General features: G+C 60.2%; 19 protein-coding genes. 4 read left to right on the top strand and 15 right to left on the bottom strand.

Going from position 1 to position 26,003, the window contains the following annotated elements:
- Window positions 1-172 precede the first annotated feature (172 nt).
- On the bottom strand, window positions 173-997 hold the full coding sequence (locus tag ACODTO_RS22865; RefSeq protein ID WP_139644945.1) for an SDR family oxidoreductase: 825 nt from the start codon (window positions 995-997) through the stop codon (window positions 173-175).
- A gap of 39 nt (window positions 998-1,036) precedes the next feature.
- Window positions 1,037-1,501 (bottom strand): multidrug transporter, encoded by a 465-nt coding sequence (locus ACODTO_RS22860; protein ID WP_489107087.1) that lies wholly within the window; start codon window positions 1,499-1,501, stop codon window positions 1,037-1,039.
- 166 nt (window positions 1,502-1,667) lie between these two features.
- Here ACODTO_RS22860 and ACODTO_RS22855 point away from each other — a divergent pair, with 166 nt between their 5' ends.
- On the top strand, window positions 1,668-4,457 hold the full coding sequence (locus tag ACODTO_RS22855) for an RHS repeat domain-containing protein (protein ID WP_489107086.1): 2,790 nt from the start codon (window positions 1,668-1,670) through the stop codon (window positions 4,455-4,457).
- 100 nt (window positions 4,458-4,557) lie between these two features.
- Here ACODTO_RS22855 and ACODTO_RS22850 read toward each other — a convergent pair whose 3' ends face one another.
- The 13 genes from ACODTO_RS22850 to yaaA all read right to left on the bottom strand — a co-directional run bounded on the left by ACODTO_RS22850 (window position 4,558) and on the right by yaaA (window position 22,704).
- On the bottom strand, window positions 4,558-6,009 hold the full coding sequence (locus ACODTO_RS22850; RefSeq protein ID WP_464709636.1) for a mannose-1-phosphate guanylyltransferase/mannose-6-phosphate isomerase: 1,452 nt from the start codon (window positions 6,007-6,009) through the stop codon (window positions 4,558-4,560).
- Between the two features lie 146 nt (window positions 6,010-6,155).
- The gene (locus ACODTO_RS22845; protein WP_139644954.1) at window positions 6,156-6,821 is read right to left on the bottom strand and encodes an alginate O-acetyltransferase AlgF; all 666 of its coding nucleotides are present in this window, start codon (window positions 6,819-6,821) and stop codon (window positions 6,156-6,158) included.
- A 14-nt stretch (window positions 6,822-6,835) separates the two neighbouring features.
- Window positions 6,836-8,011 (bottom strand): alginate O-acetyltransferase, encoded by a 1,176-nt coding sequence (locus ACODTO_RS22840; protein ID WP_041021623.1) that lies wholly within the window; start codon window positions 8,009-8,011, stop codon window positions 6,836-6,838.
- Between the two features lie 11 nt (window positions 8,012-8,022).
- Complete coding sequence (locus ACODTO_RS22835) at window positions 8,023-9,588, bottom strand: MBOAT family O-acyltransferase (protein ID WP_175386804.1); 1,566 nt, start codon at window positions 9,586-9,588, stop codon at window positions 8,023-8,025.
- Between the two features lie 193 nt (window positions 9,589-9,781).
- Window positions 9,782-10,903 (bottom strand): mannuronate-specific alginate lyase, encoded by a 1,122-nt coding sequence (locus ACODTO_RS22830; protein ID WP_489107085.1) that lies wholly within the window; start codon window positions 10,901-10,903, stop codon window positions 9,782-9,784.
- Window positions 10,904-10,926: 23 nt separating this feature from the next.
- Window positions 10,927-12,375 carry an alginate O-acetyltransferase gene (locus ACODTO_RS22825; RefSeq protein ID WP_489107084.1) on the bottom strand — a complete coding sequence of 483 codons (1,449 nt, stop codon included), beginning with the start codon at window positions 12,373-12,375 and terminating at the stop codon, window positions 10,927-10,929.
- An 11-nt stretch (window positions 12,376-12,386) separates the two neighbouring features.
- Entirely contained in the window at window positions 12,387-13,976 is a 1,590-nt protein-coding gene (gene algG / locus ACODTO_RS22820; protein WP_139644962.1) for a mannuronan 5-epimerase AlgG, read from the bottom strand.
- Window positions 13,977-14,002: 26 nt separating this feature from the next.
- Entirely contained in the window at window positions 14,003-15,487 is a 1,485-nt protein-coding gene (locus ACODTO_RS22815; RefSeq protein WP_175386814.1) for an alginate export family protein, read from the bottom strand.
- 5 nt (window positions 15,488-15,492) lie between these two features.
- The gene (algK, locus tag ACODTO_RS22810) at window positions 15,493-17,001 is read right to left on the bottom strand and encodes an alginate biosynthesis TPR repeat lipoprotein AlgK (protein WP_175386805.1); all 1,509 of its coding nucleotides are present in this window, start codon (window positions 16,999-17,001) and stop codon (window positions 15,493-15,495) included.
- A 9-nt stretch (window positions 17,002-17,010) separates the two neighbouring features.
- The gene (locus ACODTO_RS22805) at window positions 17,011-18,180 is read right to left on the bottom strand and encodes an alginate biosynthesis protein Alg44 (protein ID WP_139644966.1); all 1,170 of its coding nucleotides are present in this window, start codon (window positions 18,178-18,180) and stop codon (window positions 17,011-17,013) included.
- Window positions 18,181-18,215: 35 nt separating this feature from the next.
- Entirely contained in the window at window positions 18,216-19,697 is a 1,482-nt protein-coding gene (gene alg8, locus ACODTO_RS22800) for a mannuronan synthase (protein WP_373682460.1), read from the bottom strand.
- A gap of 100 nt (window positions 19,698-19,797) precedes the next feature.
- Window positions 19,798-21,114 (bottom strand): nucleotide sugar dehydrogenase, encoded by a 1,317-nt coding sequence (locus ACODTO_RS22795; RefSeq protein WP_139644970.1) that lies wholly within the window; start codon window positions 21,112-21,114, stop codon window positions 19,798-19,800.
- 810 nt (window positions 21,115-21,924) lie between these two features.
- Complete coding sequence (gene yaaA / locus ACODTO_RS22790) at window positions 21,925-22,704, bottom strand: peroxide stress protein YaaA (RefSeq protein WP_139644972.1); 780 nt, start codon at window positions 22,702-22,704, stop codon at window positions 21,925-21,927.
- Between the two features lie 202 nt (window positions 22,705-22,906).
- Here yaaA and ACODTO_RS22785 point away from each other — a divergent pair, with 202 nt between their 5' ends.
- From ACODTO_RS22785 to ACODTO_RS22775, 3 genes are all read left to right on the top strand, one after another.
- Complete coding sequence (locus ACODTO_RS22785) at window positions 22,907-24,031, top strand: polysaccharide deacetylase family protein (RefSeq protein ID WP_139644974.1); 1,125 nt, start codon at window positions 22,907-22,909, stop codon at window positions 24,029-24,031.
- Between the two features lie 43 nt (window positions 24,032-24,074).
- Entirely contained in the window at window positions 24,075-24,281 is a 207-nt protein-coding gene (locus tag ACODTO_RS22780) for a hypothetical protein (RefSeq protein ID WP_175363646.1), read from the top strand.
- Window positions 24,282-24,367: 86 nt separating this feature from the next.
- Entirely contained in the window at window positions 24,368-25,762 is a 1,395-nt protein-coding gene (locus ACODTO_RS22775) for a PhoH family protein (RefSeq protein ID WP_041021615.1), read from the top strand.
- The last annotated feature ends 241 nt before the right edge of the window (window positions 25,763-26,003 follow it).

Raw genomic sequence — 26,003 nt, 5'->3', positions numbered from 1 at the left:
CAGTTGCAGGAGAGGTTGCCAGTGCCGCCGTCATCGCGGGCAAGCCTTGCTCCCAAAAGGCTTCCTGCAGGTGCGCGAGACTAGTGTTCGCCACCAATCCCCTGTGGGAGCCGAGCTTGCTCGCGATGGCGGTGGGTCAGTTGTCGATGGGTTCCCGGTCATGCCATTTCGATCAGAGCAACCGACCCAGCCCGAACCGCTTCATCAAGCCTTTCTCCAGCATCCCTTTGGGCAGCAATCCCGCCATCAACGGTAGCGCCCGGCTTCCGTTGCCCAGGCGCAGCAGGCGCGGTGGCCTTGGTTGTCGCACGGCGGCGAGCAGCCCGGCGGCGAATTCGCTGGCCGGGGTGGGGTTGTCCTGAGATGCCTTGGCCCGGGCGCGGATGCCGTCGCGCAGGGGCCACCAGGGCGATTGTTCGTGAATCAACTGTTCGGCTTCATGACCGGCATTCTTCGCAAAGCTGGAAGCAATGGCGCCTGGCTGCACCTCCATCACGCGGATACCGAAGGGCGCCAATTCCATGCGCAGCGCATCGCTCAAGGCATGCACCGCCGCCTTCGAGGCGCAGTAAGCGCCGGCGAACGGTGTTACCAGCACGCCGGACACACTGCCGATGTTCACCACCAGCCCCTTGGCCCGGCGCAGTACCGGGAACAGTGCCCGGGTCACGCCGACGATGGCGAACACGTTGGTTTCGAACTGACGTTGCATCGCCGGCACGCCACCGTCCAGCAGTGGTCCCATGGCGCCATAGCCGGCGTTGTTGATCAACACGTCGAGGCCTCCGTGCTGTTGGTTGATCCGTTCGCTCAATTGCTCCAGGGCCGGGCCATCGTTCACATCCAGTTGCACCGCGGTGAACCCGGCGGCGCTGAGTTGGGCAACGTCTTCAGCTTTGCGGGCGCTGGCCCAGACCTGGTACCCGGCCACCTTGAACGCATCGGCGAGGGCGCGGCCGATGCCGCTGGAACATCCGGTAATCAACGCAACGGGCATGGCGCGTTCCTTGTGCAGAAAAAGTCGGAGAGAAAGCAATCAGTCGGAGAAACTACCCTGCAATCGCTCGGCGCGAAACTCCAGGGTCTGCGGGCGGTAGCCGGGTCGCAGGGAGGGCAGGGGCAGGCAATCCTGCCAGTCCTTGCCCGCCTGCAATTGGCCTGGTCCCCGGTAGCGCGGCGCGCTGTAGGGCGTGTCGGCCAGGTTGATGGTATCGCCGGGGGCATAGGCTGCGATTCGCCAGCGCAGCTCAACCAAGGGTACGTCGTTACCGTTGTTCATGTTCAACAACAGAGGGCGATCGGCGGGGCAGCGTTCGGGGGAGTAGGTAATGCGCAGTTCCAGGCGCGCCAGTTGCCGGGTTTCACGGTTTTCCTGCCAGACCACCCAGGCGGCGACCAGCCCCAAGCCGACGAATGCGGCCAGTGACACCGGCAGCGCCTTGGCCGGATAGCGCAGCAGCAGGACCAGCCAGGTTATGACCAGCAAGACGCCGATAAGCATGTTCGAAGCCTCCGATACCGTCGTTCCATCCTACCGAAGGGGAGGGACGATGGATATCTCATCCATCCCGCTCCATCGGTCGTCACTGTCATCTCTGACAGTAGTCACCAAGGATTGCCCCTTGTTAGATGTCGGCCAGACCGCACGACTATCAGGAGGCCAAGGCATGAGCATGGATCACGGTACGCCGAGGTTGGTTGCGGTGGATCCACGGTCTTTGCTGGTCCGTTCGGTCGATTACTGCCGCGCGCTTGAGCGTGAACCTGCGCAACCGCGGGTCAACCGCAGCCTTTTCGACCTGGCCGGCCGCGCGATCAAGCAATGGGACCCGCGCCTGTGGGCCCTGCAACAGGACGATGCGGCGACCCTGGCCAATCTTTCGACGGTGTATACGCTGTCCGGTGACGCGCTGCTGGCGCGCAGTGTCGATGCGGGCTGGCAGCTCGATCTGCCCGGGCTCGCCAGTGAAAGCCTGCGGGGCTGGGATGGGCGGGGCACGCGGCGCGACGTGGTCTTCGACGATTTGCTCCGTCCGGTGGCGGTGTTCGAGCAAGGTAGCGGGCAATCGCGCACCTGCGTCGAGCGTATGCAATATGGCGCTCCGGGCCAGGGCCAGCAGGCCTTCAATCAGTACGGACAATTGATTCGCCACGATGACCCGGCGGGCACCTTGCTGCTGGCGTCCTTTGCCCTGACCGGCCAGAGCCTGGCCCTGAGCCGACGTTTCTGCCTGGATGGGGCCATGCCGGACTGGCCGGCGTCGGAGGCCGATCGCGAATCCCTGCTGGAACCTGGCGACGGTGCTTTGTCGACGTGGCGTCTCGGTCCGCAGGGGGATGTGCTGGAGCAGATCGACGCCAGGGGCAATCGGCAGCGTCAGGCCCTGACCCGCGATGGCCGGTTGTCCAGCAGCCAATTGCTGTTGCAGGGCCAGAGCCAATGGCAATCGCTGGTGAGCGAGATCGACTACAACGCCCAAGGCCAGATCGAACGGGAAGTGGCCGGCAACGGGGTACAGACCACGCTCACTTACGCTCCTGAAGACGGATGGCTGATGGAGCGCCATGTCCGGCGGAGCGGTCAGTCGCTGCAACACCTGGTCTACGCCTACGACCCCATGGGCAATGTACTGGGCATCGAGGACAAAGCGTTGCCGGTGCGCTACTTTGCCAACCAGCGCATCGACCCGATCAGTCGTTTCCGTTACGACAGCCTCTATCAATTGATCGAGGCCATCGGATGGGAAGCGGGTGCTCAGAACCAAGGGCCTGTCGGCCGCGTCGACCCAGCCGCGCTCAGCAATTACCGACAAACCTATCACTACGACGACAGCGGCAACCTGCTGGAACTGACCCATGTCGGCGCGCAGAACCATGGTCGCCAGTTGCAGGCGGCGCGCTACAGCAATCGTTGCTTGCCATACCGCAACGGCGTGCCGCCGACAGAAGAGGAGATCGCTGCAGCGTTCGATGCACGGGGTAACTGCCTGGCGTTGGAGAGCAGCCGGACCCTGGCCTGGGACCTGCGCAACCAGCTGTGCTCGGTCACGCCGATCGAGCGCGAATCGGGGCTCAATGACCGCGAGGCCTATGTCTACGATGGCGGCGGTCAGCGGGTGCGCAAGCTGCGCACACTGCACACCGGAGCGCGGACCCTGGCTGCCGAGGTCCGTTACCTGCCGGGGTTGGAACTGCGTGCCGACAGCGGCACCGGGGAATCATTGCAGGTCATCATCGCCCAGGGCGGGCTTGGCGGCGTGCGGGTCTTGCACTGGGACAGCCCACCGCCCTCCGGCGCGAACGACCGCTATCGGTACGGTGTTGCCGAGCACCTGGGTTCGATCAGTCTGGAGCTTGACCAGGACGGGCGAATCATCAGCCAGGAACACTTCTACCCGTTCGGTGAAACGGCGTTCCTGGCCGGGGACGATGTGATCGAGGTCAGCTACAAGACGGCCCGGTACTCGGGCAAGGAGCGGGATGCGACGGGGCTCTACTACTACGGCTATCGGTTCTATGTACCGTGGTTGCAGCGTTGGGCCAGTCCGGATCCGGCCTGGGCGGTGGATGGGCTGAATTTCTATCGGATGGTCCGCAATAACCCGCTCACACTGTTCGACACCGATGGCAGGATACCCACAGGCGCTGCACCCCCTCCGCCCCCCATGCATCCTTCCGGCCCACCACCCCCTCCGCCCCCTGGAATGAGAGGTCCCCCCATGCCACCTCCGCCTATGGGCGGTCCGCCGCCTCTTCCTGGGGTTGGCTCCCAGCTACCCATCAAAAAAAAATGGGTCATAAAAAAAGACCCGGCATTATATAAGCAACAGGGGGGTGAGTACCCTTACTACTCTTCGTTTTCAATTACTCTGCAGAAGCTGAATATTGAACATTACAGTTCGATTGCTGATATGGAGACGTTTGTAAGTGTTTGGCGTGAGACCGGGCGTAATATGATTCCGCCCGCCAGGAACATAGATTATGAAAAGGCCTTGGAGGTTCAAAATGTGCTCAGGGAAATAGATGCAGAATGGTCTACGTATCGTCGCGCAGAGGTAGCGGAGGTTTTTCGCGGAGACTCGCCGGCTATATTGAAAAGCTATCCATGGCTCGCGACCTTTGCAAAGGGGGGCGGGGATAGAGCGATAGAAGAAACAATAAATTTGGAGATCCATTCTCAACTTATAATGTCAACGGCAAAAGACCCCGGGATGGGTTACGTATCCGGCAAGTCAATAATGTGGCACTTTCAGTTGGAATCTGGGCATGCAGGTGTTTCTGAGGGGCTGTATGCATCTGAGGGCGAAGTGACGTTTCCTCTATATAACAAAATTCAAATAGTTTCCTTGCATTACATTCCAAAGGGAAGGTCCTATATGAATAATGCAGAACGATTCGGAACGGCGCATCGATATGTGATAAAAGCGAAAATGTTGCCCCATTCAAAGTCCAGATAATTATCAGAGATACGAATGCAGCAACTAAAAAGCCCCCACCCAACCCGCTGCGGATAGGGGACGCAGTGGGCTGGATGGGGGCTTCTTGTTTCGCTGATCGTTACTGCGCGATGGTCTTCACCGACACGCCGCGCTCGATCGGGGTGGAGCGACCGTAGATGTCTTCGAAGCGCTCGATGTCGTCTTCGCCCAGGTAGCTGCCGGACTGCACTTCGATGATTTCCAGCGGGATCTTGCCCGGGTTGCGCAGGCGGTGAACCGACGCGATCGGGATGTAGGTCGACTGGTTTTCGGTGAGCAGGAACACGTTCTCGTCGCAGGTTACTTCAGCGGTGCCGCTGACCACGATCCAGTGTTCGGCGCGGTGGTGGTGCATCTGCAAGGACAGGCACGCCCCCGGCTTGACCGAGATGTGCTTGACCTGGAAGCGCCCGCCCATGTCCACCGAGTCATACGAGCCCCACGGACGATAGACTTCGCAGTGGTTCTGGGTTTCGGTGCGACCCCGGGCATTGAGGGTGTTGACCATCTTCTTGACGTCTTGGACCTTGTCCTTGTGGGCAATCATCATGGCGTCCTTGGTTTCTACCACCACGATGTTTTCCAGGCCGATCACCGACACCAGCTTGCCGTTGCCATGGATCATGCAGTTGCGGCTGTCCTGGACCACCACGTCGCCCTTGGTGACGTTGCCGTCGGCATCCTTGGGATTGACTTCCCACAACGACGCCCAGCAACCGACATCGCTCCAACCGGCCGACAGCGGCACCACGCAGGCGCGCTGGGTCTTTTCCATCACGGCGTAGTCGATGGAGTTGTCCGGGCAGCAGGCGAAGGTGGCTTCGTCGAAGGTGATGGTGTCCGCTGTCTGCTCACTGCGCTCCAGGGTCAGCAGGCAGGTGTCGTAGATATCCGGATCGTGCTTTTTCAGCTCTTCGAGGAAACGGCTGGCGCGGAACAGGAACATGCCGCTGTTCCAGAAGTAGCCGCCGGCCTCGACGAACTCGGTGGCGCGCTTGACGTCGGGTTTTTCGACGAAGTGCGAAACACGGCTCACGCCTTCGGGCAGCAGCGCGTCGTTGGTCGACTTGATGTAGCCGTAGCCGGTTTCCGGTTTGGTGGCCGGTACGCCGAACAGCACCATTTCACCACGCTCGGCGGCCACGGTGGCCAGGGCCAGGGCGCGTTGCAGGGCTTTCTGGTCTTCGATCACGTGGTCGGCCGGCAGCACCAGCATCAACTCGTCGCGACCTTCGTTGACCAGCATCATCGCGGTCAGCGCGACGGCTGGTGCGGTGTTGCGGCCGAACGGTTCCATCAGGATGCGCTGGGCTTCGAGGTTACGACCGCTCAACTGCTCGTTGACGATGAAACGGTGGTCTTTGTTGCAGACCACGATCGGCGTATCCATGCCTTCGAACACCAGGCGTTCGAGGGTCTGCTGAAACAGGGTGTGTTCGCCGGTCAGGGCCAGGAACTGTTTAGGGAATTGCTTGCGCGAAAGCGGCCAAAGACGTGAGCCGCTACCACCTGACAAGATCACCGGAATCATGTGTGTTACTCCTTTGAAGCGTAATGGTTATAGAGCTACTGCGTTCTGTCGTTTCACTCTTGTTTTTATTCCGTACCCGAATGACGCCCCGGTTCAGTGTGGGAGCGGGTTCGCTCCCACAGGGGAGTGTCAATCAGGCCAATCTGTCAGCGAGTTGACACTGGACGCTTTACCCAGACCGGCGACAAGCTGCTTCCGGAGCCGGTGACATACAGCACGGCCGCTTCGCCGCGCTCCAGGGCCACGGGCTTGAGGTCACCGACTTTCTTGTCGCCTTCGAACAGCGCCAGGCTGACTTTCACCGGGTTGATTTCACGTTCGCCACGGCCCTTGGCCGCCACGTTCGGCACCACCTCGGTCTTGCCGTCGGCGGTCTTGAGGGTCAGCGCCTTGTCGGTGAGGTTCTGCACACGCACCAGGGATTTCTGTTTGTTCTTGAACGGTGGTTCTTCGATCAGTTGCGGCTGGCCGGTCGCGTTGTTGACCAGGGTGTAGTAGTGATCGGGAGCCAGTTTGACCGGAACGGTCTGGCTACCTACCTTGGCGCTGTAGTCGCCGCCGGGCATGAAGCTGAAGTCGCTGCTGGCCAATGGCGCGACGTCGTTGAGGTTGGTGCTGCCGACGGTGGCGCTGACTTCGCTGTTGCTGGCGTTGTAGATACGCACGAAGCTCGAGCCTTTTGGTGCGACCGGGCCGTACAGCGCCGAGTCACCGGCAAAGGCGGAGAGGGAAAGGGCGCTCATGCTGGCAACCAGGGCAACGGCCTTGAAGGAACGAGCAGCGAGACGACGAGGAGTAGTGTTGAAAGTCATGATGGACCTCTCTTTCAGTTTTGCGCCCGGTCGGGCGTCTCGGATTGAGTGTTGGCGGCAACGTTCTGTTGGCGCGCACCGGCTTGTTTGAGTTCTGCGACCCACTGCGGGTCGGCGTCGCCGATTTCGTTGTTCACGGGCAGATAACGTTCAGGAAACTCCCAGATCAGCACTTGTGGCGGGCTGTTCTTGAAGGCGTCGCTCTTGAGGTAGCTGAGCATCGGCAGAATCGGGCCATGGCCGTCTTCGGCGTAGTTCACGACGTCGCTGTGCAGGGCTTGCTTGAGTGCACCGACGAAGTTCCAGTTGGGGTTGGCGCTGTAGCTGGTGCCGATCAGGGCCACGGGAACCTGGGCATCGGCAAACAGCGCGTCGTCGCCGGCCGGCTGGTCGTCGGCCTCGCGGGTGTTGCGCTTGACCAGCGGCTCCTGGGCCGGCATCAGGTTTTCGAACAGCGGGTCCAGGGGCAGGAACTGGCGCAGGTCACCCTTGTGGATGATCTTTTCCGCAGGCTCGGTGACGAAACGTTGCGGCTCGCCGTTGAGAGGCGCGCGCTCGGCAATGGCCTTGGCGATGTTCTCGGCTGCGACCTGGGCGCCTTCCGGAGTCCAGTGGGTGTCGGTGCGCAGGAATACCTGCTGGCCGCTCTGCTTGGCCTGTTGCAGTGGGCCGAGCAGGTCAGGGGCGAGGATCTTGTCGGCCGCGACGCGGGCATGGAAATCCTGATAGAGATTGGCGTGAATGCTGGCTGGCTTCACTTCACCCAAGTGCTCCGGATACAGTCGCGCCTTGGCCGGCACGATCGCCATCACCAGGGTGATGCCCTGTTCCTTGAGTTTCTGGCGTACGCCTTCGACCAGCGCGTAGTTGCCTTGCAGGTTCAGTTCTTCGTTGACGATCGGGTTGAACTCTTCGTCGCTGTACAGCCACTGGTCGCGGCCCAGGACCACGCCTTTACGGCCCTCGTTGAACAGCTTGTAGTCCAGCGCGGCCCAGATGTTGGTGCCCAGGCGCTTGATCGGGAACTGGTCGTCGTAGTGGGTTTCGACAGCCTTGGTCCAGCGCCCGTTGAGCACGGTGGCATCGGGGTTGGTGCTGAAGCCGAAGAAACTGCGCATCGACCACAGGCCCAGGACCGCGAGGATCAGCAGGAACAGTGCGATGTAAAAGATGCGTAATGAGCGGGTCATGTTCAGATCCCTCAGAACTGGAAGTAAAGGAACGGCGAGAAGCTTTGCGCCGAGAGTTTGAGAATCGAAGCGATGAACAGCAGCAACACCAACGCACGCATGACATAACGTGGCCAGTCAGCGACCCAGTAGGCCGGTTGCACCTGGGCTTCGACGCCCACGGTGTAGCCCGGTTCGTGGATCTGCGACGGGTTGTCGCCCGGTACGGCCTTGATCAGCCCCGGTTGTGCAGTGGCCGGACCATTGGCTTCGGTGTTGACCTCGGGCTTGGTCTTGACCGGCGGACGGTTGGTGTAGAAATCCCGCAGGCCGAAGAAGGCGAGGGTGATGTAGGCCACCACCAGCGTGGCGATCTGCAGGCCGGTGAGGTTGGCGCGGGTCAGTTCCGACAGCGACCAGTCGCCGAAGCTGAACATGGCGCCGTACATGCGACCGGCCACGTGCAGGTTCTCGGCACGGAAGATCACCCAGCCCATCACCACCAGCAGGAAGGTCAGCGCCCAGCGGATCGGGTTGAGACTGCGTGGGGTGGTGTTGATGCCCACGGCTTTCTCGATGGCCAGCCAGATACCGTGCCAGGCGCCCCAGATCACGTAGGTGATGTTCGCGCCGTGCCACAGACCACCGAGCAGCATGGTCAGGAACAGGTTGCGATAGGTCATCAGCGTGCCTTTGCGGTTACCGCCCAGGGTGATGTAGAGGTAATCGCGCAGCCAGGTCGACAGGCTGATGTGCCAGCGCCGCCAGAACTCGGTAATGGACTGGCTGATGTAGGGCTGCTTGAAGTTTTCCATGAAACGGAAACCCATCATCAGGCCCAGGCCGATGGCCATGTCGCTGTAGCCGGAGAAGTCGAAGTACAGCTGTGCGGTGTAGGCCAGGGCACCGAGCCAGGCATCGCCGGTGGTCGGGTTCTGCAGGGCGAAGCAATGGTCGGCCACCACCGCCAGGGTGTCGGCGATGAACACTTTCTTGATGAAGCCCTGCATGAAGCGCGTGCAGCCTTCGGAGAACTTGTCCAAGGTGTGGGTGCGGTTGTTGAACTGGTCGGCCAGGTCACGGAAACGCAGCACGGGGCCGGCGATCAGGTGCGGGAAGATCGCCACGAACGCTGCGAAGTCGATCAGGTTGCGGGTCGCCGGAGTGTCGCCGCGATAGACGTCGATGATGTAGCTGATGGACTCGAAGATGTAGAACGAGATCCCGATTGGCAACAGCACATGGGTCAGGATGAAGGGTTCGAGACCGAAGCTGGTCATGATCGCGTTGAGGCTGTCCACCCCGAAGTTGGCGTACTTGAAGTAGCCCAGGATGCACAGGTCCACCGCCACGCCGAGCAACAGCCAGCGCTGGGCCGGCTTGGTGCGTACGCCGGCGGCACCGACTTTCAGGCCGATCCAGTAGTTCCACAGGGTCACGGCGGCGAACAGTGCGAGGAAGTCCACCCGCCACCAGGCATAGAACACATAGCTGGCGATCAGCAGTAGCAGGTTGCGATAGCGTTGCCCGCTCAAGTAGTACAAGCCGAGAAAGATCGGCAGGAACAGGAACAGGAACACGTTGGATGAAAATACCATCCCGATCTCTCCATGTTGAATCAACAGTCAAGGGCCAGAGCCCCCCCAAACCCCCCCATGAAAAAGGGCGGTGATGATCGTTCCCACGCTCTGCGTGGGAATGCCTCTACGGACGCTCCGCGTTCGGCTTTTTGGGACGCAGAGCGTCCCCGGCTGCATTCCCACGCAGAGCGTGGGAACGATCAGCGGTGAATCAGCTTCCTTTGCCTTTCTCGTTGGCTGGGTCGTAGACCCGGGTCAAGTCCCCGCCAAGGCGGAACGTCTTGAACGGTTGCATTTCATGTTTGCGTTCCAGCACATCGCCGGAGCAGGTGTAGAGGCTGCAGAACGGTTCGAGCCAGGCGAATTTCGAATCGATTTTCAGATCCTTCATGTCCTGCTCTTCGCCATTCTTCTTCTCGAAGATATCCGGGTCTTTCACCCCGGCCAGCACCCGGTCACCCAGGCGCTTGAGGGCGCCGTTGTTTTCCTGGCGCAGATCCACACCGTTGACCTGAGCGAAGCTGGCGATCATCGCCAATGGCGGCAGGGCATAGTTGTGATAGGACAGGGCCCGTTGCTTGCGCTTGAGTTCGTTGGGCAGGAAGCCGTCGGCATCGATCTGGTTGACGCCGACCTTGTATTCCTTGACGGCCCAGTCGAACAGGTCGCGGCGGTTGGTCGCGACCGAAGTGGCCATCACCGACCAGGCGGCCCAGTAGGAGTGGTTGTTGGTCTTGTCCAGCGGCAGGTTGTCCCAGTCGCTGACCACCTGATCGGCCATCTTGCTGAACCAGCTTTCGATCAGTTGCGCCTGCTCCTGATGGTTCGCCAACGGATGCGAGTCGGAGAATTTCAGGCGCACATAGGCCGAAGCCATGCTGCCCAAGGCCCATTTGCGCATGGACTTGCCGGTGTGGTTGAAGTCCTTGGACATCAGCGCATCGGCCTTGGCCCAGGTGGTCAGCCAGTTCAGGGTGCAGTCCAATTGCTCGGGACGGCCGTCGCGCATGAACTGCATTACTTGCTTGCTGACGCCGCGCTCGATCTTGGTGATGTCGGCGGTGCTGTCACGAAAGGCTTTTTCCGATTGCACGTTCAACGTCGCACGGGCTTTGTCGGAGCCCTCGTACTTGCTGCGAAACTGCAGGGAGCCGGTATAGGGTGCCGGCACGGCGTCGCAGCCTTGGGCGGAATCGCCGGTCTTGGCCTTTTCGATCGGCGCGAAGTAACCCTGCGGCGGGCGCAGCGGGGCCGCGGCCTGGGTGGCCCCGGCGAATATCGCCAGGGTCAGCAGGGACGGTGCCAGCAGCGTTTTCAACGTTCGGTTGCGCATGTTCCTGGTCATAAAGCGAGACCTCATTGTCCGATTTGAGCCGTTTGTTCGGCTTGCGGAGAGACATTGCGTTTGCAGATTTTCGCTTCCACTTGCTGCGGTGCCGCACCGGCTTCGGGGCCCTGGACTTCAACGGCAAGCAGGTTCTGCGAAGCCCAGTCCTCATCGGTGCGCAACTGGAAGGCGAAACGTCCGTCGGTGTCCGAGGTATTCGGTTTTTCGATCTTGATATCCTCGTGGCGCCCATTCATGTACCAGAGGGTGGCTTGCAACGTTTTCACCGAGGTATCGGCGAAACGGATATCGACCTGGTGACTGCTGTTACGCAGATCCATGTTCTTGCTATTGACCATCAATTCGTTCTTGCCCGGCTTGAGGGCGGTCTTGCTGCTCATCAATGCCGGCTTGCCTTCGCAACCGTTGTTGTCCAGCAGCGCCATCATCTGGCGATAGATGGTTTCCTGGTCCAGGCGATATAGCGGCGAGAATTCCCAGATGAGGATTTTCGGCGGGTTCTTCTGGAACTCTTCGCTGCCCAGGTACTGGATCATTGCGCCTTCGAAACCGCCGCCGGGGAAGGCCACGTTGAGGATGTCAGCGCCGATGGCTTCTTCCAGGAAACCGGCGAAGTTGTAGTTCTTGCCGCTGTGACTGGTGCCTACAAGGGTGATCTGCGGGTTGCCGGAATCGCCAAACAGATCGCCGTCACCGGCCTCGCCTTTGGGCTCGGTGGTGAACTGGTCCATGTACTGGATCGCGTAGCTGGTGCCGCACAGTTGTCCGGCCATGTTATGCAGGGTGCCGGTCTTGCCCATGCGGCCGGACCTCTTGGTCTCGAACTCACGCTTGGGAATGTCGGCAAAGGCCGGGATCTGCTTGACCTTCTCGGCGACGATTTTCGCCGTGCGCTGGGCACCGTATGGCGTCCAGTGCTGGTCGCCACGGAAGTAGAAATCGTGGGCTGGCAGGGTTTCGGGCAGGTTCTCGTTGGTCAGCGGCGACAGGTCCGGCACTACATAACCCATCTGGGCGAAACGGCCGAGCATGGATTTGTAGTTGGTCAGGGCTTTCTCATAGTCGAAAGCGGCCTTTTCCTGTGGGTTGAGCTTGTTGCGGTTCACCAGGCCCCGGGTCGGTTGATAGACGAGCACCAGCTCGACGCCTTTTGCCTTGAACGCATCGTGCAACTGCTGCAGGCGCTTGTAGCCGGCCGGGGTGGTGTTGAATTCGGTGCGCAGGTCTTCCTGGGTCCGGAACAGCCAATCGCCCTGGGCCTGTACCAGCGTGGTGAAGTTTTGCTGGTAGCGCGTGGTGTAGTTCTTTGCATCGTGAGCGGCAGGGCACAGGTTGCAGCAGGGCTCCGCGGTAAACGCAGGCGCCTTGATTTCGTCGGCGCGCGCGCCGCTTGCAGCGGCGAGAATGCCGGCAGTCAGGGCAGACAGGCCCAGGAGTTTGATCATCTGTGGGTTCATAAAGGTCATCCTCAGTCCCGCAATTCGGTCTGGCGTTCGACAGGGTCGATCAGTACGGCTTTCTGCTGGCGCACCAGCAGGTCGAGAATTTCATCCTGGCGCTCGCCCAGGATCCCGGTGAAGCTGATGCCGCTGGATTTGGTCGGCGCGAGCATGGACACGCGATACAGCTCCACGCTCAAGGGCGAGTCGATGGACAGCGGGCCACTGCCGTTGGCGGCCAGTTCGCCACCCACCACGATCAGCGAGACCTCGGCGTCGAACGGGTCGAGCTTGATGTCCCGGTCGGTGTTGGACAGGTCCTTGATGTGGCCGTAGATGCCGGTCAGGCCGTTGGCCATGGATACGTTTTCGTAAAGGCGGATGTTCACGCTGTTACGAATCCGGATGCCGTGGCGCTGGTTGCTGATCACTTTGTTATCCCACAACAGGTTGTCGGCACTCTCGTAGAGGGTGATGCCGTCGGTGTGGTTCTTGTAGATCTCGTTGTAGGCAATGATGTTGTTGACGCTGTTACGGTCGATCACCAGGCCCGAGAGCTTGTTGTCGTAGCTGCGGTTGTTGAAGATGAAGCTGTCGTTGACCTCACGGGAAATAATGATCCCGTGCTTCTTCTTCGTCCCGTAGACGGTGTTGTCGGCGATGATCAGCCGATGGGACCGGTCGTGGGGGTCGATGCCGTAGACAATGTTGTCCTTATAGGTGTTGCCCTTGACCACGAAGTCGCGCGTCTCGTAGCAGTAGAAGCCGTACCACATGTCCGAGAACTCGGAACCGATGATCCAGCCGGTCGGTTCCGGGCGCTTGAGGACCTTGGCCATGTTCGGCGTGTACTGGGAAATACTCACCCCGTACGACTTACTGTTGGAGTAACCGAAGCTGGCCATCTTGGTGTTGACGATGTAGGTCTCGGTGCCGCCCCACGCGAGCAGGAACGGACGGAACTCCTTGGGCGAGCGGAACGTGGCGGGGCCGTTGTCCTTCTCACGCCAGCCGGTGACCTTGGTATCGCGGATGAACATCCGGCCATCGTTGACCAGGAACGAGCCGCCTTCCTGGGACAGGCGCAGTTCCTGGGTCTGCTTGTCGATTTCCAGAATGCCTTTCTGACCGACCACGATCGGAATCTTCGCCAGGTAGACACCCGGCGAAGTTTCGATGATGTACTTGGGCAGTTTCTTGGCCAGGTCCTTGAAGTTCATGTAGCCATCGTCGATGAAGATGGCCTGTGGGATGCCGTGCTGGCGCACCACCCACTCGGCCATCTTGTTGTCGCCGCCGATGAAGTCCTTCAAGGCGTTTTCCTGCATCATCCGGCGCACGCTGATCTTGCCGGGCTTGGTCCGCACGATCTTGGCCGCGACCGCTTCGGCGGTGAAGCCTTTGAGGTCGGGCAAGGTCGGCTTGGCCAGTTCCAGCGGCTCGGTCGGCGCGCTGTTGACGGTGTAGGTCTTGGCGCGTTGCAGTTCCTTGACCACGTTGCCCGGCTTGACCACCGGTTCAACGTTGGCGAACGCCGGCGAGCCGGCCAGCAGCATCGCTGCGACCAACAGGCTGATCGAACCTTTCATCGCCTGGCTGTTCCTGAGGTAGCGGTTCATTTCGGGCACTCCCATGGCCATTTGCATCAGAAGCGCCAGATCACGTCGACAAAGGCGCGATGCATGTACGAGTCGACGTCCTTGCCGTAGGCATCGCCTGGCTTGAACACGCCGCCACGCAAGCGCACCAGCGCCGATGGTTCGTCGATGGACTGGCTCAGTGCCGCCGGCAGCAGTCCTTGCTTGAAGTATTTGGTGACCACCAGGTCGACCTCCTGGCCCAGATCCTTGTCGCCGTCACGCAGCGGCAGGGTCGAGGTGGAGAGGATGGCGCCGGTCACGTCGTCGGTGTTGTTTTCCACGGCGTTGATGCCGTTGCTGCCCACCGGCTTGTTGCCGTCCACACGCCAGAACTTGTGGTACACCAGGCTGGCGTCGTATTCGTCGCGCAGCTGCCAGGAGCCGAACAGGCTGGCGCTCTGGGTGTTGGCCATTTCGCCACGGAACGCTTCGCCGAAACGGTGGACCCGCGAGCGGGTGCCGGTGAAGTTCGAACGGTTGCTCTGCAGGCCGTTCTGTTGGTACTCATCGCTGGCGCGGGCATAGGCCGCACCGACTTGCCATTGCGGATCGAGGCGCAGGCGGATACCCAGGTCAGTGGCCCAGCCATTCAGGTCTTCGCTGCGCTTGGCTTGCGCAGGACGCGTGCCGTCGGCGTTGAGCGGGTTGACGGTGTCGCGGTCGCCGGACATGCCGGTGAGGCTGGCCCAGTAGTTGACGGTGTTGGTGTTGCGCCAGTTGTAGGCGTCGCTGTTGGCTTCCAGGCCGAGCCAGGTCAAGTCACCGTTCTGGGTCTTGTCCAGGGTGTCGGTGGGTTCGCCCGGGGTCGGGTAATCGAGGCTGCCGTTGTCATGGGTGTGATGGGCACGGATTCCGGCCCACTGGCCTGGCATCCACTGGTAAGCCACATCGCCATAGACGTGCAGTCGATCTTTATCCTTGGGCGACAGCTCCTTGAGGTCGGTGCGGTATTCGCTGAAACGTTCGGCGACGCCGAGGTTGGCGCGCAGCAACGTGGTGTCGAAGGTCCAGTTCAGGGCTTCGATGTTGGTGTCACGCCATTGGCCGTCGTCGTTGCGCAGGCGCTGGCGCCCGAACTTCAACTGTTCGCCCGGGTAAGGCGTCAGGCCGCTGTAGCCAATCCAGAATTCACGCATGGCCAGGTAGTTTTTCTTGGCTTCGCGATCGCCGCTGTCGGTCTGCTGGTTGGCGCCATCGGACTGTTGCAGGGTGTCGGTCTCGATGACATCGGTGGAGGTCACGGCCTGGGCCATGGCGTAGGCGCTCCAGTTACCGCTTTCGCCATAGACCCAAGGACGCAGGTCCAGGCCCACGCCGTTGACGTCGCCACCGCTCTGGGTGCCCAGGTCACGGTCGTCTTCGGATTGGCCGGTGATCTTCACCTCCAGGCCGAAATTCTTGCTTTCGGTCAGGGCCGCCAGCGTCGGGCAGGACCACATCAATGCGCATGTCAGGCCAATTCCAGCCTGCACAAAAGGATTGAATTTCAAAGACTTCATAGTTGTTCCTCGCCGTTATCTTCTTTTAGGGCTTGCAGTTCCAGCGTATCGGGGCTCATGACGCCACGAATGGCCTGCTCTTGTTGTAGCAGGCGTTTGGCTTGGGCAAGCTGCTCCGGCGGTAGTTGTGCTTCGAGGGTCTGGGCAAGCTCGTTGGCTTGCGGGGTGTTCTGGACCTTGGCCAACTGGCTGAATACATAGGCGTTGACCGGGTTGGGCTTGGTGCCCTTGCCTTGGGAAAACAGCTGGGCAATGGCGAAGTCGGCGCTGTTCTGGCCGTTGCGGGCGGCCTTGAGCAGATGGTCCAGGGCTTTTTGCGAGTACACCTGGCCCAGGTAACCACGACGATAGATCTGGCCCAGGTAGTAATCGGCGGCCACTTCTCGGCCGACGGCTTTCTGGAAATGCGCTTCGGCGACCTTGGCGTCGGCTGGCACCCATTTGCCTTCGTAGTACAGCTTGCCCAGCAACAGCTCGGCGCGAGGCTGGTCGGCGGCGCGGCCGTTTTCCAGGTATTGCATCATCTTGTCGACGTCGCCCAGTTCGGGGAAGTCGTAGAGCAACTGCGCCAGGCTGACCCAGGCAGCGGGGTAGCCCGGGGCAATTTCCTCGAGCATGGACTGGGCGGTCTTTTCGTCGGTCTTGCCCAGGCTGGCATCGGCCAGGACACGGGCGACGCTGTCCACCCGTTGGGCAGAGGCCGCGCCACTGCGGTGAGCGGCCTGCAGTTGCTTGAGCAACTCGGCCTGCTGGTCCGGCTGGCCGCGTTTCTGATAGACCGTGGCCAGTTCGACGTAGCAGATGTCGGTCGTTGCCAGGGCGGCCTTGCAGACTTTCTCGACTTCATCCAGATGCTGGTCGTAGGTGCCCTGGGTGCGATAGAGCAGAATCTGCGCCAGGCCCGCTTCCGGATAGCCGGCGCTGCGCCACTGGCTGATCTGCTGCTGGGCGTTGACGTTCGGGAAGCTGTGGGGATATTGGAGGTACAGCATCGCCAGCGGGATCAGGGTATTGCCTTCACCGTTGGCGAAGGCTTTTTTCAACAGGCCTTCGGCCTCGTGCTTTTCAGCCTCGGTGGAACCCGGTTTGGCCACCAGCAGGCGACCCAGGCGAGCCTGGGCCCGTGGCGAGATATCGGCGGCCGCGCGGTAAGTCGCTTCGGCCTTTTTCATCTGCTCGGGGTCGCGGCTGTCCACCTGGATATCGGCCAGACCCACCTGGGCCTCGCTGTAGCCCAGGTCGGCCAGCTGCTGATAGTTCTGCTGCGCCAGCGCCGTGTCACCACGCTTGAGGGCTTCGTTGGCCAGGCGCTGATCGGGCAGACCGGCGCAACCGGCCAGGCTGATTGCCAGCGCAATGGCACTGAGGGTTCCCATGTGGGAGCGGGCCTGCTCGCGATGCGGGCCACTCGATACATCAGACACACCGCGCTGATCCCATCGCGAGCAGGCTCGCTCCCACAGGGAATGCAGCGCATTGTTGTTTTGTGGAGTCGTCACTGGCATGTCCTCCGCTTACTTACCGACAGCCATGGCTTTTTCGACCAGCCAGTTCAGGTTCGGACCACGGTCGCTGTTGACTTCCACGGGACGGCCGGCCAGGGCGCTGTCCAGAGGCTCGTCGGGCTTGATCAGCACGCGGATATCCGACGACAGGTCTTCGCTTTTCAGGCTGGTGCTGCTGACGATCTTGCCGGTGCGGGTGATGTCTTCACCGGCGACCTGGAAGTTGACCGAGGTGCCTGGACGCACTTCGCCGAACTGGCGATAGGAGAAGCGTGCTTCCACATTGGCTTCGGTGCCGCGTGGAACCAGTTGGAAGATCACGTCGCCCTTGCTGGCGTATTGACCGTTGGCGACCAATTGCTGGGCCACGATGCAATCGCAAGGGGAGGTCAGGGTGCCGGTCATCTGCTTGCCGAACAGCTCCTCGACCTTGGCCGGTTGCAGCTGGTTGTCGTCCAGGTGGCCCTTGAGCACGTCGAGCATGCTGGTGCTGAAGGTCGCCAGCGGGGCGCCTTTGGCGGCAACGCCGTCAGCCTTGACCAGGCTCTGCACGGTGCCGTCGCGTGGCATGGTGATTGCCATGCCCGGTACGTTTACCAGGCCTGCCTGGGCGTGGCTGACGAAGTACATGCCGTACACCGACTTGAAGATGAACCCGAACGCCGCCAGGCCGACGATGAACACGCCCAGGCTGAAGGTCACAGCCCGCAGGCGACCCATGGCGCTCATGCCACTGTTTTCATCCTTCTGCTTGCGCGCCTTGGTGAAGTTGTCGCGTTGCAGGGTCGCCAGCACATCGCCGACGCCGACGATGTCGCCGGCCAGGTGCGAGGTGATGATGTGACGCAGTGTCGAGATATCCCGAGGCTCCAGGTTCTGGAACTGGCAACCGGTACGGCCGGTCTGGCGCTCGTGGGAGCGGATCTGCAATTCGACGTCCATGGCCAGGCCAAGGTTGTCGATGACGAATTGCAGGCGGCCCTTGTAGGACTCGCCCACTTTGAGCGGCATCTGGCCGGCGTTGAAGCTCAGGCCGCCGGCGGACAGGTCCAGGACCTTGACTTCCATGGGGGTACGGTCGGGGCCGAAGAAGCGCAACTTGGCCGGGATTTTCACTCGGGCGTGTTGGCGCTGGGCTTCGGATTCATGCACTACGTTGACATTCACGGCGGTGTTCATAGGGGCGATTTCCTAGTTAATTCAGGCGAGTTCGGTCAGACCATCGTCAACAGCACGGCGACGAAAATACTGCCGGCAGAGAAGGTCATGGTCCGAGACGACCAGGTGTTGAACCAACGTTGAAAGCTGGCGAGATCACGGGTAAGCGAAGTGGGTTGACGGGTCCAGGACTGTTGATCGAGGCGAAAAAACACATAGATCTTCACCATCGCGCCGACGATCTGGTTGTAATAGAGAATCGCCGGGTAAGCGGGGCCGATCCGGTGTCCGGAGCACGACAGCAACAGAGTCAGGATCAACCGGGTGATACCGATCCACAGCAGGTACACCAGGATGAACGCGGTGCCGTACTTGAAGCTGGCGATCAATGCCACGGTCAGGCCCAGCAGCGAGGTCCACATCGACACGCGCTGGTCGAACAGCACCACCGAGGTAAACAGGCCCAGACGTCTCAAGCCCAGGCCCAGTGCCCGGGAGTTCTGCCGCAGGTTGTTGCCGTACCAGCGGAACATCAGCTTGCGACTGGCCTTGATGAAGCTTTTCTCCGGCGGGTGCTCAACGGTGTTGATCGCCGCATCGGGTACGTAGAAAGTGTCGTAGCCCAGGCGCATCAGGCTGAACCAGCTCGACTTGTCGTCACCGGTCAGGAACTTGAAGCGACCCAGGCGCCAGTGTTGCAGCGAGTCGCTTTCCACGTCGGCGATGAAGTCCGGGTTGGTCACCACGGTGGCGCGGAACACCGACATCCGGCCGGTCATGGTCAGCACGCGCTTGGACAGGGCCATGGAGCACATGTTGATGTGGCGCTGGGCGAAACGCAGCTTGTGCCATTCGGCCATGATGTAGCCGCCGCGCACTTCGCAGAACTCGTTGGTGGTCAGGCCGCCGACGTTGCCGAACAGCTGGAACCACGGCACGGTCTTGCGCACGACGCCTTCAGCGAGCACGGTGTCGCCATCGATCACGGCAACCACAGCGCGGTCGTCCGGCAAGTGGCGGGAGATGGCGCGGAAACCGTAGGCCAGACCATCACGCTTGCCGGTGCCAGGGATGCGCACGAAGTCCAGCTTGACCCGTGCTGGCGGGTTCATGCGGGCCCAGAGGCTCTTGACCAGCAGTTCGTCGGACATTTCCACGATGGAGCAGACCACGGTGGTGGGCAGCCCGCACTCGATGGCCTCGCGGATCACCGAGCCATACACCTGGGCAGTGGTCAGCGCGTCGATCCGGAAACTGGTGACCATCAGGTAGACGTGGGAAGGATCCGCCGCCGCGCCCAGCTTGCGTACCTTGCGACGCAGGTGCGGGTAGACGATGTACAGGAAGATCATGCCACGCACGAAATGCGTTGCTCCCATGGAGTAACGCCAGATGCCCACGGCGCCGATCAGGAAAATGAAATCCTTGGATTCGGAGTCGAACGTGGACGTGGGCAACGCCATGGCGATGCCCATCAATAAACTCAAGTAAAACAGCCAACCGGCGGCCTGAAGCAGGCCGTGCTTTAGCCTGTGCATAATCTGCATCCGTCTCTATCTCGGGCGGGCCTTGTGGGCGGCCCGATGGGTTAAGGCAGGCGAAAGGCCGGCCGGGGCAAGCCCCGACCGGCAAACAGACTTACCAGCAGATGCCTTCGGTCCGGCCATTCGGTGTCGTGGCCTTGGACATGAACCCAACCAGGTCGATGACCTGTTTGCCTTCCGGTACGTTCTCGGTCAGCGCGCGGAACTTCTCGTCGCGGTTGCCGAGAATGATGATGTCGGAGTTGTCGATCACCGAGTCGAAGTCGGAGTTGAGCAAGGACGAGACGTGAGGAATCTTCGACTCGATGTAATCCTTGTTCGCGCCGTGGACACGGGCGTATTCGACGTTGCTGTCGTAGATGCGCAGGTCGTAGCCCTTGCCGATCAGCATTTCCGCCAGTTCTACCAGTGGGCTTTCACGCAGGTCGTCGGTGCCGGCCTTGAAGCTCAGGCCCAGCAGGGCGACTTTGCGTTTCTCATGGCTGGAGACGATGTCGAAGGCGTTCTGCACCTGGGATTCGTTGCTGCGCATCAGCGAGTTGAGCAGCGGCGCTTCCACGTCCAGGGAGCTGGCGCGATAGGTCAGGGCACGTACGTCCTTGGGCAGGCACGAGCCACCGAAGGCGAAGCCTGGACGCATGTAGTACTGGGACAGGTTGAGGGCCTTGTCCTGGCAGACCACATCCATCACGACGCGACCGTCGACGCCCACGGCCTTGGCGATGTTGCCAATCTCGTTGGCGAAGGTCACTTTGGTGGCGTGCCAGACGTTGCAGGTGTACTTGATCATCTCGGCGACAGCGATGTCCTTGCGGATGATCGGCGCATCGAGTTCTTCGTACAGCGATTGCAGGACGTCCCCAGAGGCCTTGTCGAATTCGCCGATGACGGTCATCGGTGGCTGGTCATAGTCCTTGATCGCGGTGCTTTCACGCAGGAACTCAGGGTTGACCGCAACGCCGAAATCGACACCGGCCTTTTTGCCGGAGCAGTCTTCGAGGATCGGGATGACAACGTTTGCGACAGTGCCCGGCAGCACGGTGCTGCGCACCACGATGGTGTGGCGGGTGCTCTTTTCGCGCAGGACAAAACCGATCTCGCGGCAGACGGCCTCGATGTAGTTCAGTTCCAGGTCGCCGTTCTTTTTGCTCGGCGTGCCGACGCAGATCATCGACAGGTCTGTATCGCGAATGGCTTCCGCGAAGTTGGTGGTGCCACGCAGGCGACCTGTTTGAATACCTTGAGCCAGCAACTCCCCAAGACCCGGTTCCACAATAGGCGATTTGCCGGCGTTGATCATATCGATCTTGTCTTTGGCGACATCTACGCCAACCACATCATGGCCCCGTGCAGACAGGCAACCGGCACATACTGCACCGACGTAACCCAAACCAAATATGCTAATGCGCATCGCATTTACCTCTGTTTTTCACGCCATTAAATGGCCGGAGTTAATAGTGTTCAGCGGTCATAGTGCACTCGGAAGTGTGGAATGCAGGCGCCACAGTGCCGTGTGCAGGCATACTAAGTTCCGAGTGTCTAAATAATTGCACTCAAGTTGTGCGCAGTGCGGCCTTCTTGTTATGACCTGCCCTGTTATGCAGCCAGTCCTCGTTATCCAGAACGTTCGTGCAAAGGTCGTTCACTTCTGGTTTCTGGCAAAAAGCCCACAAAATCAGAAGCTTGTGTGCTCGGGTGAGCACGTTATAGGGGCGCAGCCTTGGCCTTGTAGGGGATAGCGATGGTGCCTTATCTCCTGTCCTTTCATCTTGGATCTATAAGAGCGACCGTTTCACTTAGTTGCCATGACAACTTGGTTACTTCGATCGACGTCCCATGTAAGTTATCTCGTACACGTTCGGCGAGAATCGTTACGGGTGGTATGAGCCGTGCATTTGGACATAGTTCCAGCCCGCTCATCGCGATTTCGGAAATTTTTTGAAATATAGGCAGAGATGGCACTGCTCTCATATTGATAGCACTTGTGATTTCGCCCTTTAGTTACGGGGAGTTAAGAGGCCTAGATATTTTTTTGCCACTACTGTTGAAAATTTTCTGTGCCACTACGGAAAAAACTGACATTTGTCGAGTGAAAGAAAAGTTAGCCCAGGGGGTGGATTAAATATTGGCGTCAATAATGTGTCGAATTGAGCGGGGAAGTGAGATGACCTGTCGAGGTCTGATCGAGGCCCCTGATCAGGGGCCCGGAAGAGGTGTTGCGTTATTGTGGGGCGTGGTCGCGCAGGAAAACCAGTTTTTCGGGCGAAGACTGCTCGGCACTGTAACGATAGCCTTGCACATCGAACTGTTTTAGCCGCGCCGGATCGTCGATGCGTTCCTGAATGACAAACCGGCTCATCAATCCGCGGGCCTTTTTAGCGTAGAAACTGATGATTTTGTACTGGCCGTTCTTCAGATCCTTGAATTCGGTATCGATGATGCGTGCGTTCAAGGCACTGCGTTTGACTGCCGAGAAATACTCGTTGGAAGCCAGGTTCAACAGCACGTCATCGCCTTGGTCGGCCAGGGCTTCGTTCAGCCATTCACTGATACGGGTGCCCCAGAATGCGTAGAGATCCTTGCCTCGGGCATTGGCCAGTTTCGTGCCCATTTCCAGACGATAGGGCTGCATCAGGTCCAACGGCCGCAGCAGGCCGTAAAGGCCGGAGAGCATGCGCAGATGCTGTTGGGCGTGCTCGAAGTCGGCTTCGCTGAAGCTCTGTGCGTCCAGGCCCGTGTACACGTCACCCTTGAAGGCCAGCAGGGCCTGCTTGGCATTGGCCGGGGTGAACGCCGGGGTCCAGCTGCCGAATCGCGCAGCATTGAGGCCTCCGATCTTGTCGGAGACGTGCATCAGTTCGCTGATCTGTGCCGGCGAGAATTCACGCAGCTGCTCGATCAGTTCCTGGGAATGGTCCAGGTACTGGGGCAGGGTAAAGCGTTCGGTGGCCGGCGGTGTTTCGTAATCGAGGGTCTTGGCGGGGGAAATCACCATCAGCATGCAATCGTCTCCTTTGAGGGTGCGGCGATTCTAGGGGGTTGTCCGGGTGGACTCCAGCTATCGGGGTAATAGGTGATCGGTGGCGTGAAGGAAATATTCAAATCCCCTCGCCACAAAAGCCCTGTTCGAGCAATGAGATAAGCGGGCGTCGTTCTTGGATCAGCTATGATGCCGCGCGGGTTTCGTTATGGAGACATCCCTTTTGCGTATCGTGCTTGTGTTATCGGCCTGGCTCTTGAGCCTCACTGCCATTGCCGCGCCCAACGACATCGCCACCCTGGACCGCAGCACCTGGCCGGAACAACTCACCAGTCCGACCCTGTTCGACGTCGCTTCGCGGGCCGAGATCCTGATGTTCGCCCGGGTGTTGCTGGACACCGATGCCATGGACGAAATCGCCCTCAAGCAATACCTGGGGCTGCGCTCGGTGAATATGGCGGCGATCTCCACCCTGCGTGCACGGTTGTGGCGGCGGTTACTGGCCAGTTACAACTTCGCCCAACGGAGCTGTGATCAAGACGCCTCTTTCTGTTACCTGGTGGAGGACATGGCGACTTTGCGTGAGGAGGCGCGCAGGTTTCATCTCGATGAAGACTCGTTCTATTTCAAATGGGCCGGGCCAAGCCAGATTTTTCATACCCAATACCGGGATGAGTTGCTGCGAAAAGCCGCGCTTTTTCCGCAAACCAGCAGCGAAATAGAACGTTTCGGCGATTACGAACGCAACGGCGAGGACATGCATGACCGGCTGTTTCTGCTGACGTTCGACAGCGGTGCCAACGTTGCGCCAGACAATACCCCGTGGCTGGCGGATTACTTGCGCAAGTCGAACATGAACGGCACTTTTTTTGTGTTGGGCAAGGACATCCAGGCGCGGCTGGTGGAGGACTCGGTCAACAACCTCCAATCGTTATATTCGGAACAGTGCGTGGGGGTTCAGGGCTGGGAGTTCCGCTCCCATAGCTATTGGCAGGACTGGCAGGACTCGATACGGCGCAGCGTCGATCTGGTCAAAGGCAAGCTGCCGGAGAACTATGTGCCGTTGTTCCGCCCGCCCCAGGGCCAGCGGCGTGGCGATGCCGAGGCATTTTTCAGGCAGCAGGGCCTGCAAGTAGCGTTGTGGGATATCGATCCCCAGGACGGCACCAACCGGCTCAAGCCCGAACAGAGTGCCCAGCGCGCGTTGACCTTGATGCTGCTGTGGCGCCACGGGGTGATCAACTTCAACGCCAAGCAGGATGCGGTGAAGACGGCAATGCCCTGGCTCATTACGCAGACGGCGCAAAGCGGGATCGGTTGGCAAGATTGTCAGGAGGCGTTTCGCTGAAACCGCGCAAGGCCCGGAAACACGGGGGGAGAGGAAAAAATCGGTGCGCATTCATGACGACCGGACTTCCGACTTTAACGGCGTAGCGACGGTACGCCAAGGGCTTTTCGTCACTCTGAAAAATAAACTTCAAAAAAGCGTCAAAGTGCTTTTTCCTGTCATGGTTTTTGGGGTATCAAGAAGTCAGACCGCCGAAACCTGCAACACAGGTGGCGTCTTCCCAGACCCCGTTTGTGTGCAGTTCACCTGAATCCTCGCGGGTGAATTCGGTGGCTACCTCGAGGCGCAGCACTGTCATGGTATTGCGTCGAATGGCCCCCACAAAGGTGACCGAGTATGGATGACCACGGACGTAGCCCTTCCTCCAACCAGCCAATCCTCTATGTACTCGATACCAACGTATTGATCCACGATCCAAACGCACTGCTGAATTTCGAAGAACACCACGTTGCCATCCCGATGACCGTGCTCGAGGAGCTGGACAAGCTCAAGAGCGGTCACCACAGCGTTGCGGCCGAATGCCGGCAGGCGATCCGCCTGATCGACAAGACCCTGGGGGATGCATCTCCCGAAGACGTCGAGCTGGGCGTGCCGATCCAGCGTGGCAAAGGCGGCCCCAAGGGCCTGCTCTCGATCCTGATGAGCAAGCGCACCGAGCCCAACCTCGTACTGCCCGAACACCTGAACGACAACATCATCATCAACCAATTGATCGACCTGCACTCGCGCAACCAGGATCGCGCCGTGGTGCTGGTGACCAAAGACATCAACATGCGCCTCAAGGCCCGAGCCTGCGGGATTGCGGCGGAGGATTACAGCACCGACCAATTGGTCGACGACGTCTCGCTGTTGCCCAATGGCTACCACACCATGACCGGCTCCTTCTGGGACCGCGTGAGCAAGGTCGATACTCGCCAGGACCATGGTCGCACCTGGCATCAGGTGCAACTGATCGACAACCTGCCGGCGGTGCACATCAATGAGTTCATCATCGACGAACAGGGATTCGTCGGCTGGATCAAGGAGATCGAAGACGACAAGCTGCTGATTCTCGACCTGCACCAGGAACCCTTGCTGCATCAGGAGGCCTGGGGCCTCAAACCCCGTGACATCTACCAGAGCCTGGCTCTGTTCGCCTTGCTCGACCCGGATATCCACCTGGTCAACCTGTCCGGCGCGGCCGGTTCCGGCAAGACCATCCTGGCCCTGGCCGCCGCCATCGAGCAGACCATGGTCAGCAAGCGCTACCGGCGCATCATCGCCACCCGCAGCGTGCAGGGCCTGGACCAGGAGATCGGCTTCCTGCCCGGTACCGAAGCGGAAAAAATGGAGCCCTGGCTGGGGGCCATTACCGACAACCTCGAAGCCTTGCACATGGATGACGAAAGCACCCATGGCAGCGTCGACTACATCCTCAGCAAGGTGCCGTTGCAGTTCAAATCCCTCAACTACATCCGGGGCCGCAGCTTCCAGCAGAGCCTGATCCTGATCGACGAATGCCAGAACCTCACCCCGCACCAGATGAAAACCATCATCACCCGTGCCGGCGCCGGTTCCAAAGTGGTGTGCCTGGGTAACCTGGCGCAGATCGATACCCCTTACCTGTCCGCGACCAGTTCCGGGCTGACCTACCTGACCGAACGCTTCAAGGACTTCCCCAACGGGGTCCACATCACCCTGCAGGGCGTACCGCGCTCGATCCTGGCCGAATATGCCGAATCCCATCTGTAACTCCTGAAGAAAAACCGGGCGACCTTGTGGTCGCCCGGTTCCTGAACACGCCAAATAACCCTGTGAGCGAGCCTGCTGTGGGAGCAAAGCTTGCTCGCGATAAAGACACCGTGATTTCTGACAGACCGCATCAACTTCATCGCGGGCAAGCCTTGCTCCCACAGCAAGCTCTACTTCAGCGAGCCGGCTCTCATAGGACAGAGCAGGTGCGACAATCAGGCGTGCCGGAATTTGACTCACG

The sequence above is a fragment of the Pseudomonas sp. FG13 genome, from assembly GCF_057809755.1.
This window is presented reverse-complemented; position numbering and strand designations above follow the sequence as displayed.

What these genes read in the sequence shown, in the direction of transcription:
- ACODTO_RS22865 (WP_139644945.1), bottom strand. Translation starts at nt 997, where the DNA reads ATGCCCGTTGCGTTGATTACCGGATGTTCCAGCGGCATCGGCCGCGCC.
- ACODTO_RS22860 (WP_489107087.1), bottom strand. Translation starts at nt 1,501, where the DNA reads ATGCTTATCGGCGTCTTGCTGGTCATAACCTGGCTGGTCCTGCTGCTG.
- ACODTO_RS22855 (WP_489107086.1), top strand. Translation starts at nt 1,668, where the DNA reads ATGAGCATGGATCACGGTACGCCGAGGTTGGTTGCGGTGGATCCACGG.
- ACODTO_RS22850 (WP_464709636.1), bottom strand. Translation starts at nt 6,009, where the DNA reads ATGATTCCGGTGATCTTGTCAGGTGGTAGCGGCTCACGTCTTTGGCCG.
- ACODTO_RS22845 (WP_139644954.1), bottom strand. Translation starts at nt 6,821, where the DNA reads ATGACTTTCAACACTACTCCTCGTCGTCTCGCTGCTCGTTCCTTCAAG.
- ACODTO_RS22840 (WP_041021623.1), bottom strand. Translation starts at nt 8,011, where the DNA reads ATGACCCGCTCATTACGCATCTTTTACATCGCACTGTTCCTGCTGATC.
- ACODTO_RS22835 (WP_175386804.1), bottom strand. Translation starts at nt 9,588, where the DNA reads ATGGTATTTTCATCCAACGTGTTCCTGTTCCTGTTCCTGCCGATCTTT.
- ACODTO_RS22830 (WP_489107085.1), bottom strand. Translation starts at nt 10,903, where the DNA reads ATGCGCAACCGAACGTTGAAAACGCTGCTGGCACCGTCCCTGCTGACC.
- ACODTO_RS22825 (WP_489107084.1), bottom strand. Translation starts at nt 12,375, where the DNA reads ATGAACCCACAGATGATCAAACTCCTGGGCCTGTCTGCCCTGACTGCC.
- algG (WP_139644962.1), bottom strand. Translation starts at nt 13,976, where the DNA reads ATGAACCGCTACCTCAGGAACAGCCAGGCGATGAAAGGTTCGATCAGC.
- algK (WP_175386805.1), bottom strand. Translation starts at nt 17,001, where the DNA reads ATGCCAGTGACGACTCCACAAAACAACAATGCGCTGCATTCCCTGTGG.
- ACODTO_RS22805 (WP_139644966.1), bottom strand. Translation starts at nt 18,180, where the DNA reads ATGAACACCGCCGTGAATGTCAACGTAGTGCATGAATCCGAAGCCCAG.
- alg8 (WP_373682460.1), bottom strand. Translation starts at nt 19,697, where the DNA reads ATGCACAGGCTAAAGCACGGCCTGCTTCAGGCCGCCGGTTGGCTGTTT.
- ACODTO_RS22795 (WP_139644970.1), bottom strand. Translation starts at nt 21,114, where the DNA reads ATGCGCATTAGCATATTTGGTTTGGGTTACGTCGGTGCAGTATGTGCC.
- yaaA (WP_139644972.1), bottom strand. Translation starts at nt 22,704, where the DNA reads ATGCTGATGGTGATTTCCCCCGCCAAGACCCTCGATTACGAAACACCG.
- ACODTO_RS22775 (WP_041021615.1), top strand. Translation starts at nt 24,368, where the DNA reads ATGGATGACCACGGACGTAGCCCTTCCTCCAACCAGCCAATCCTCTAT.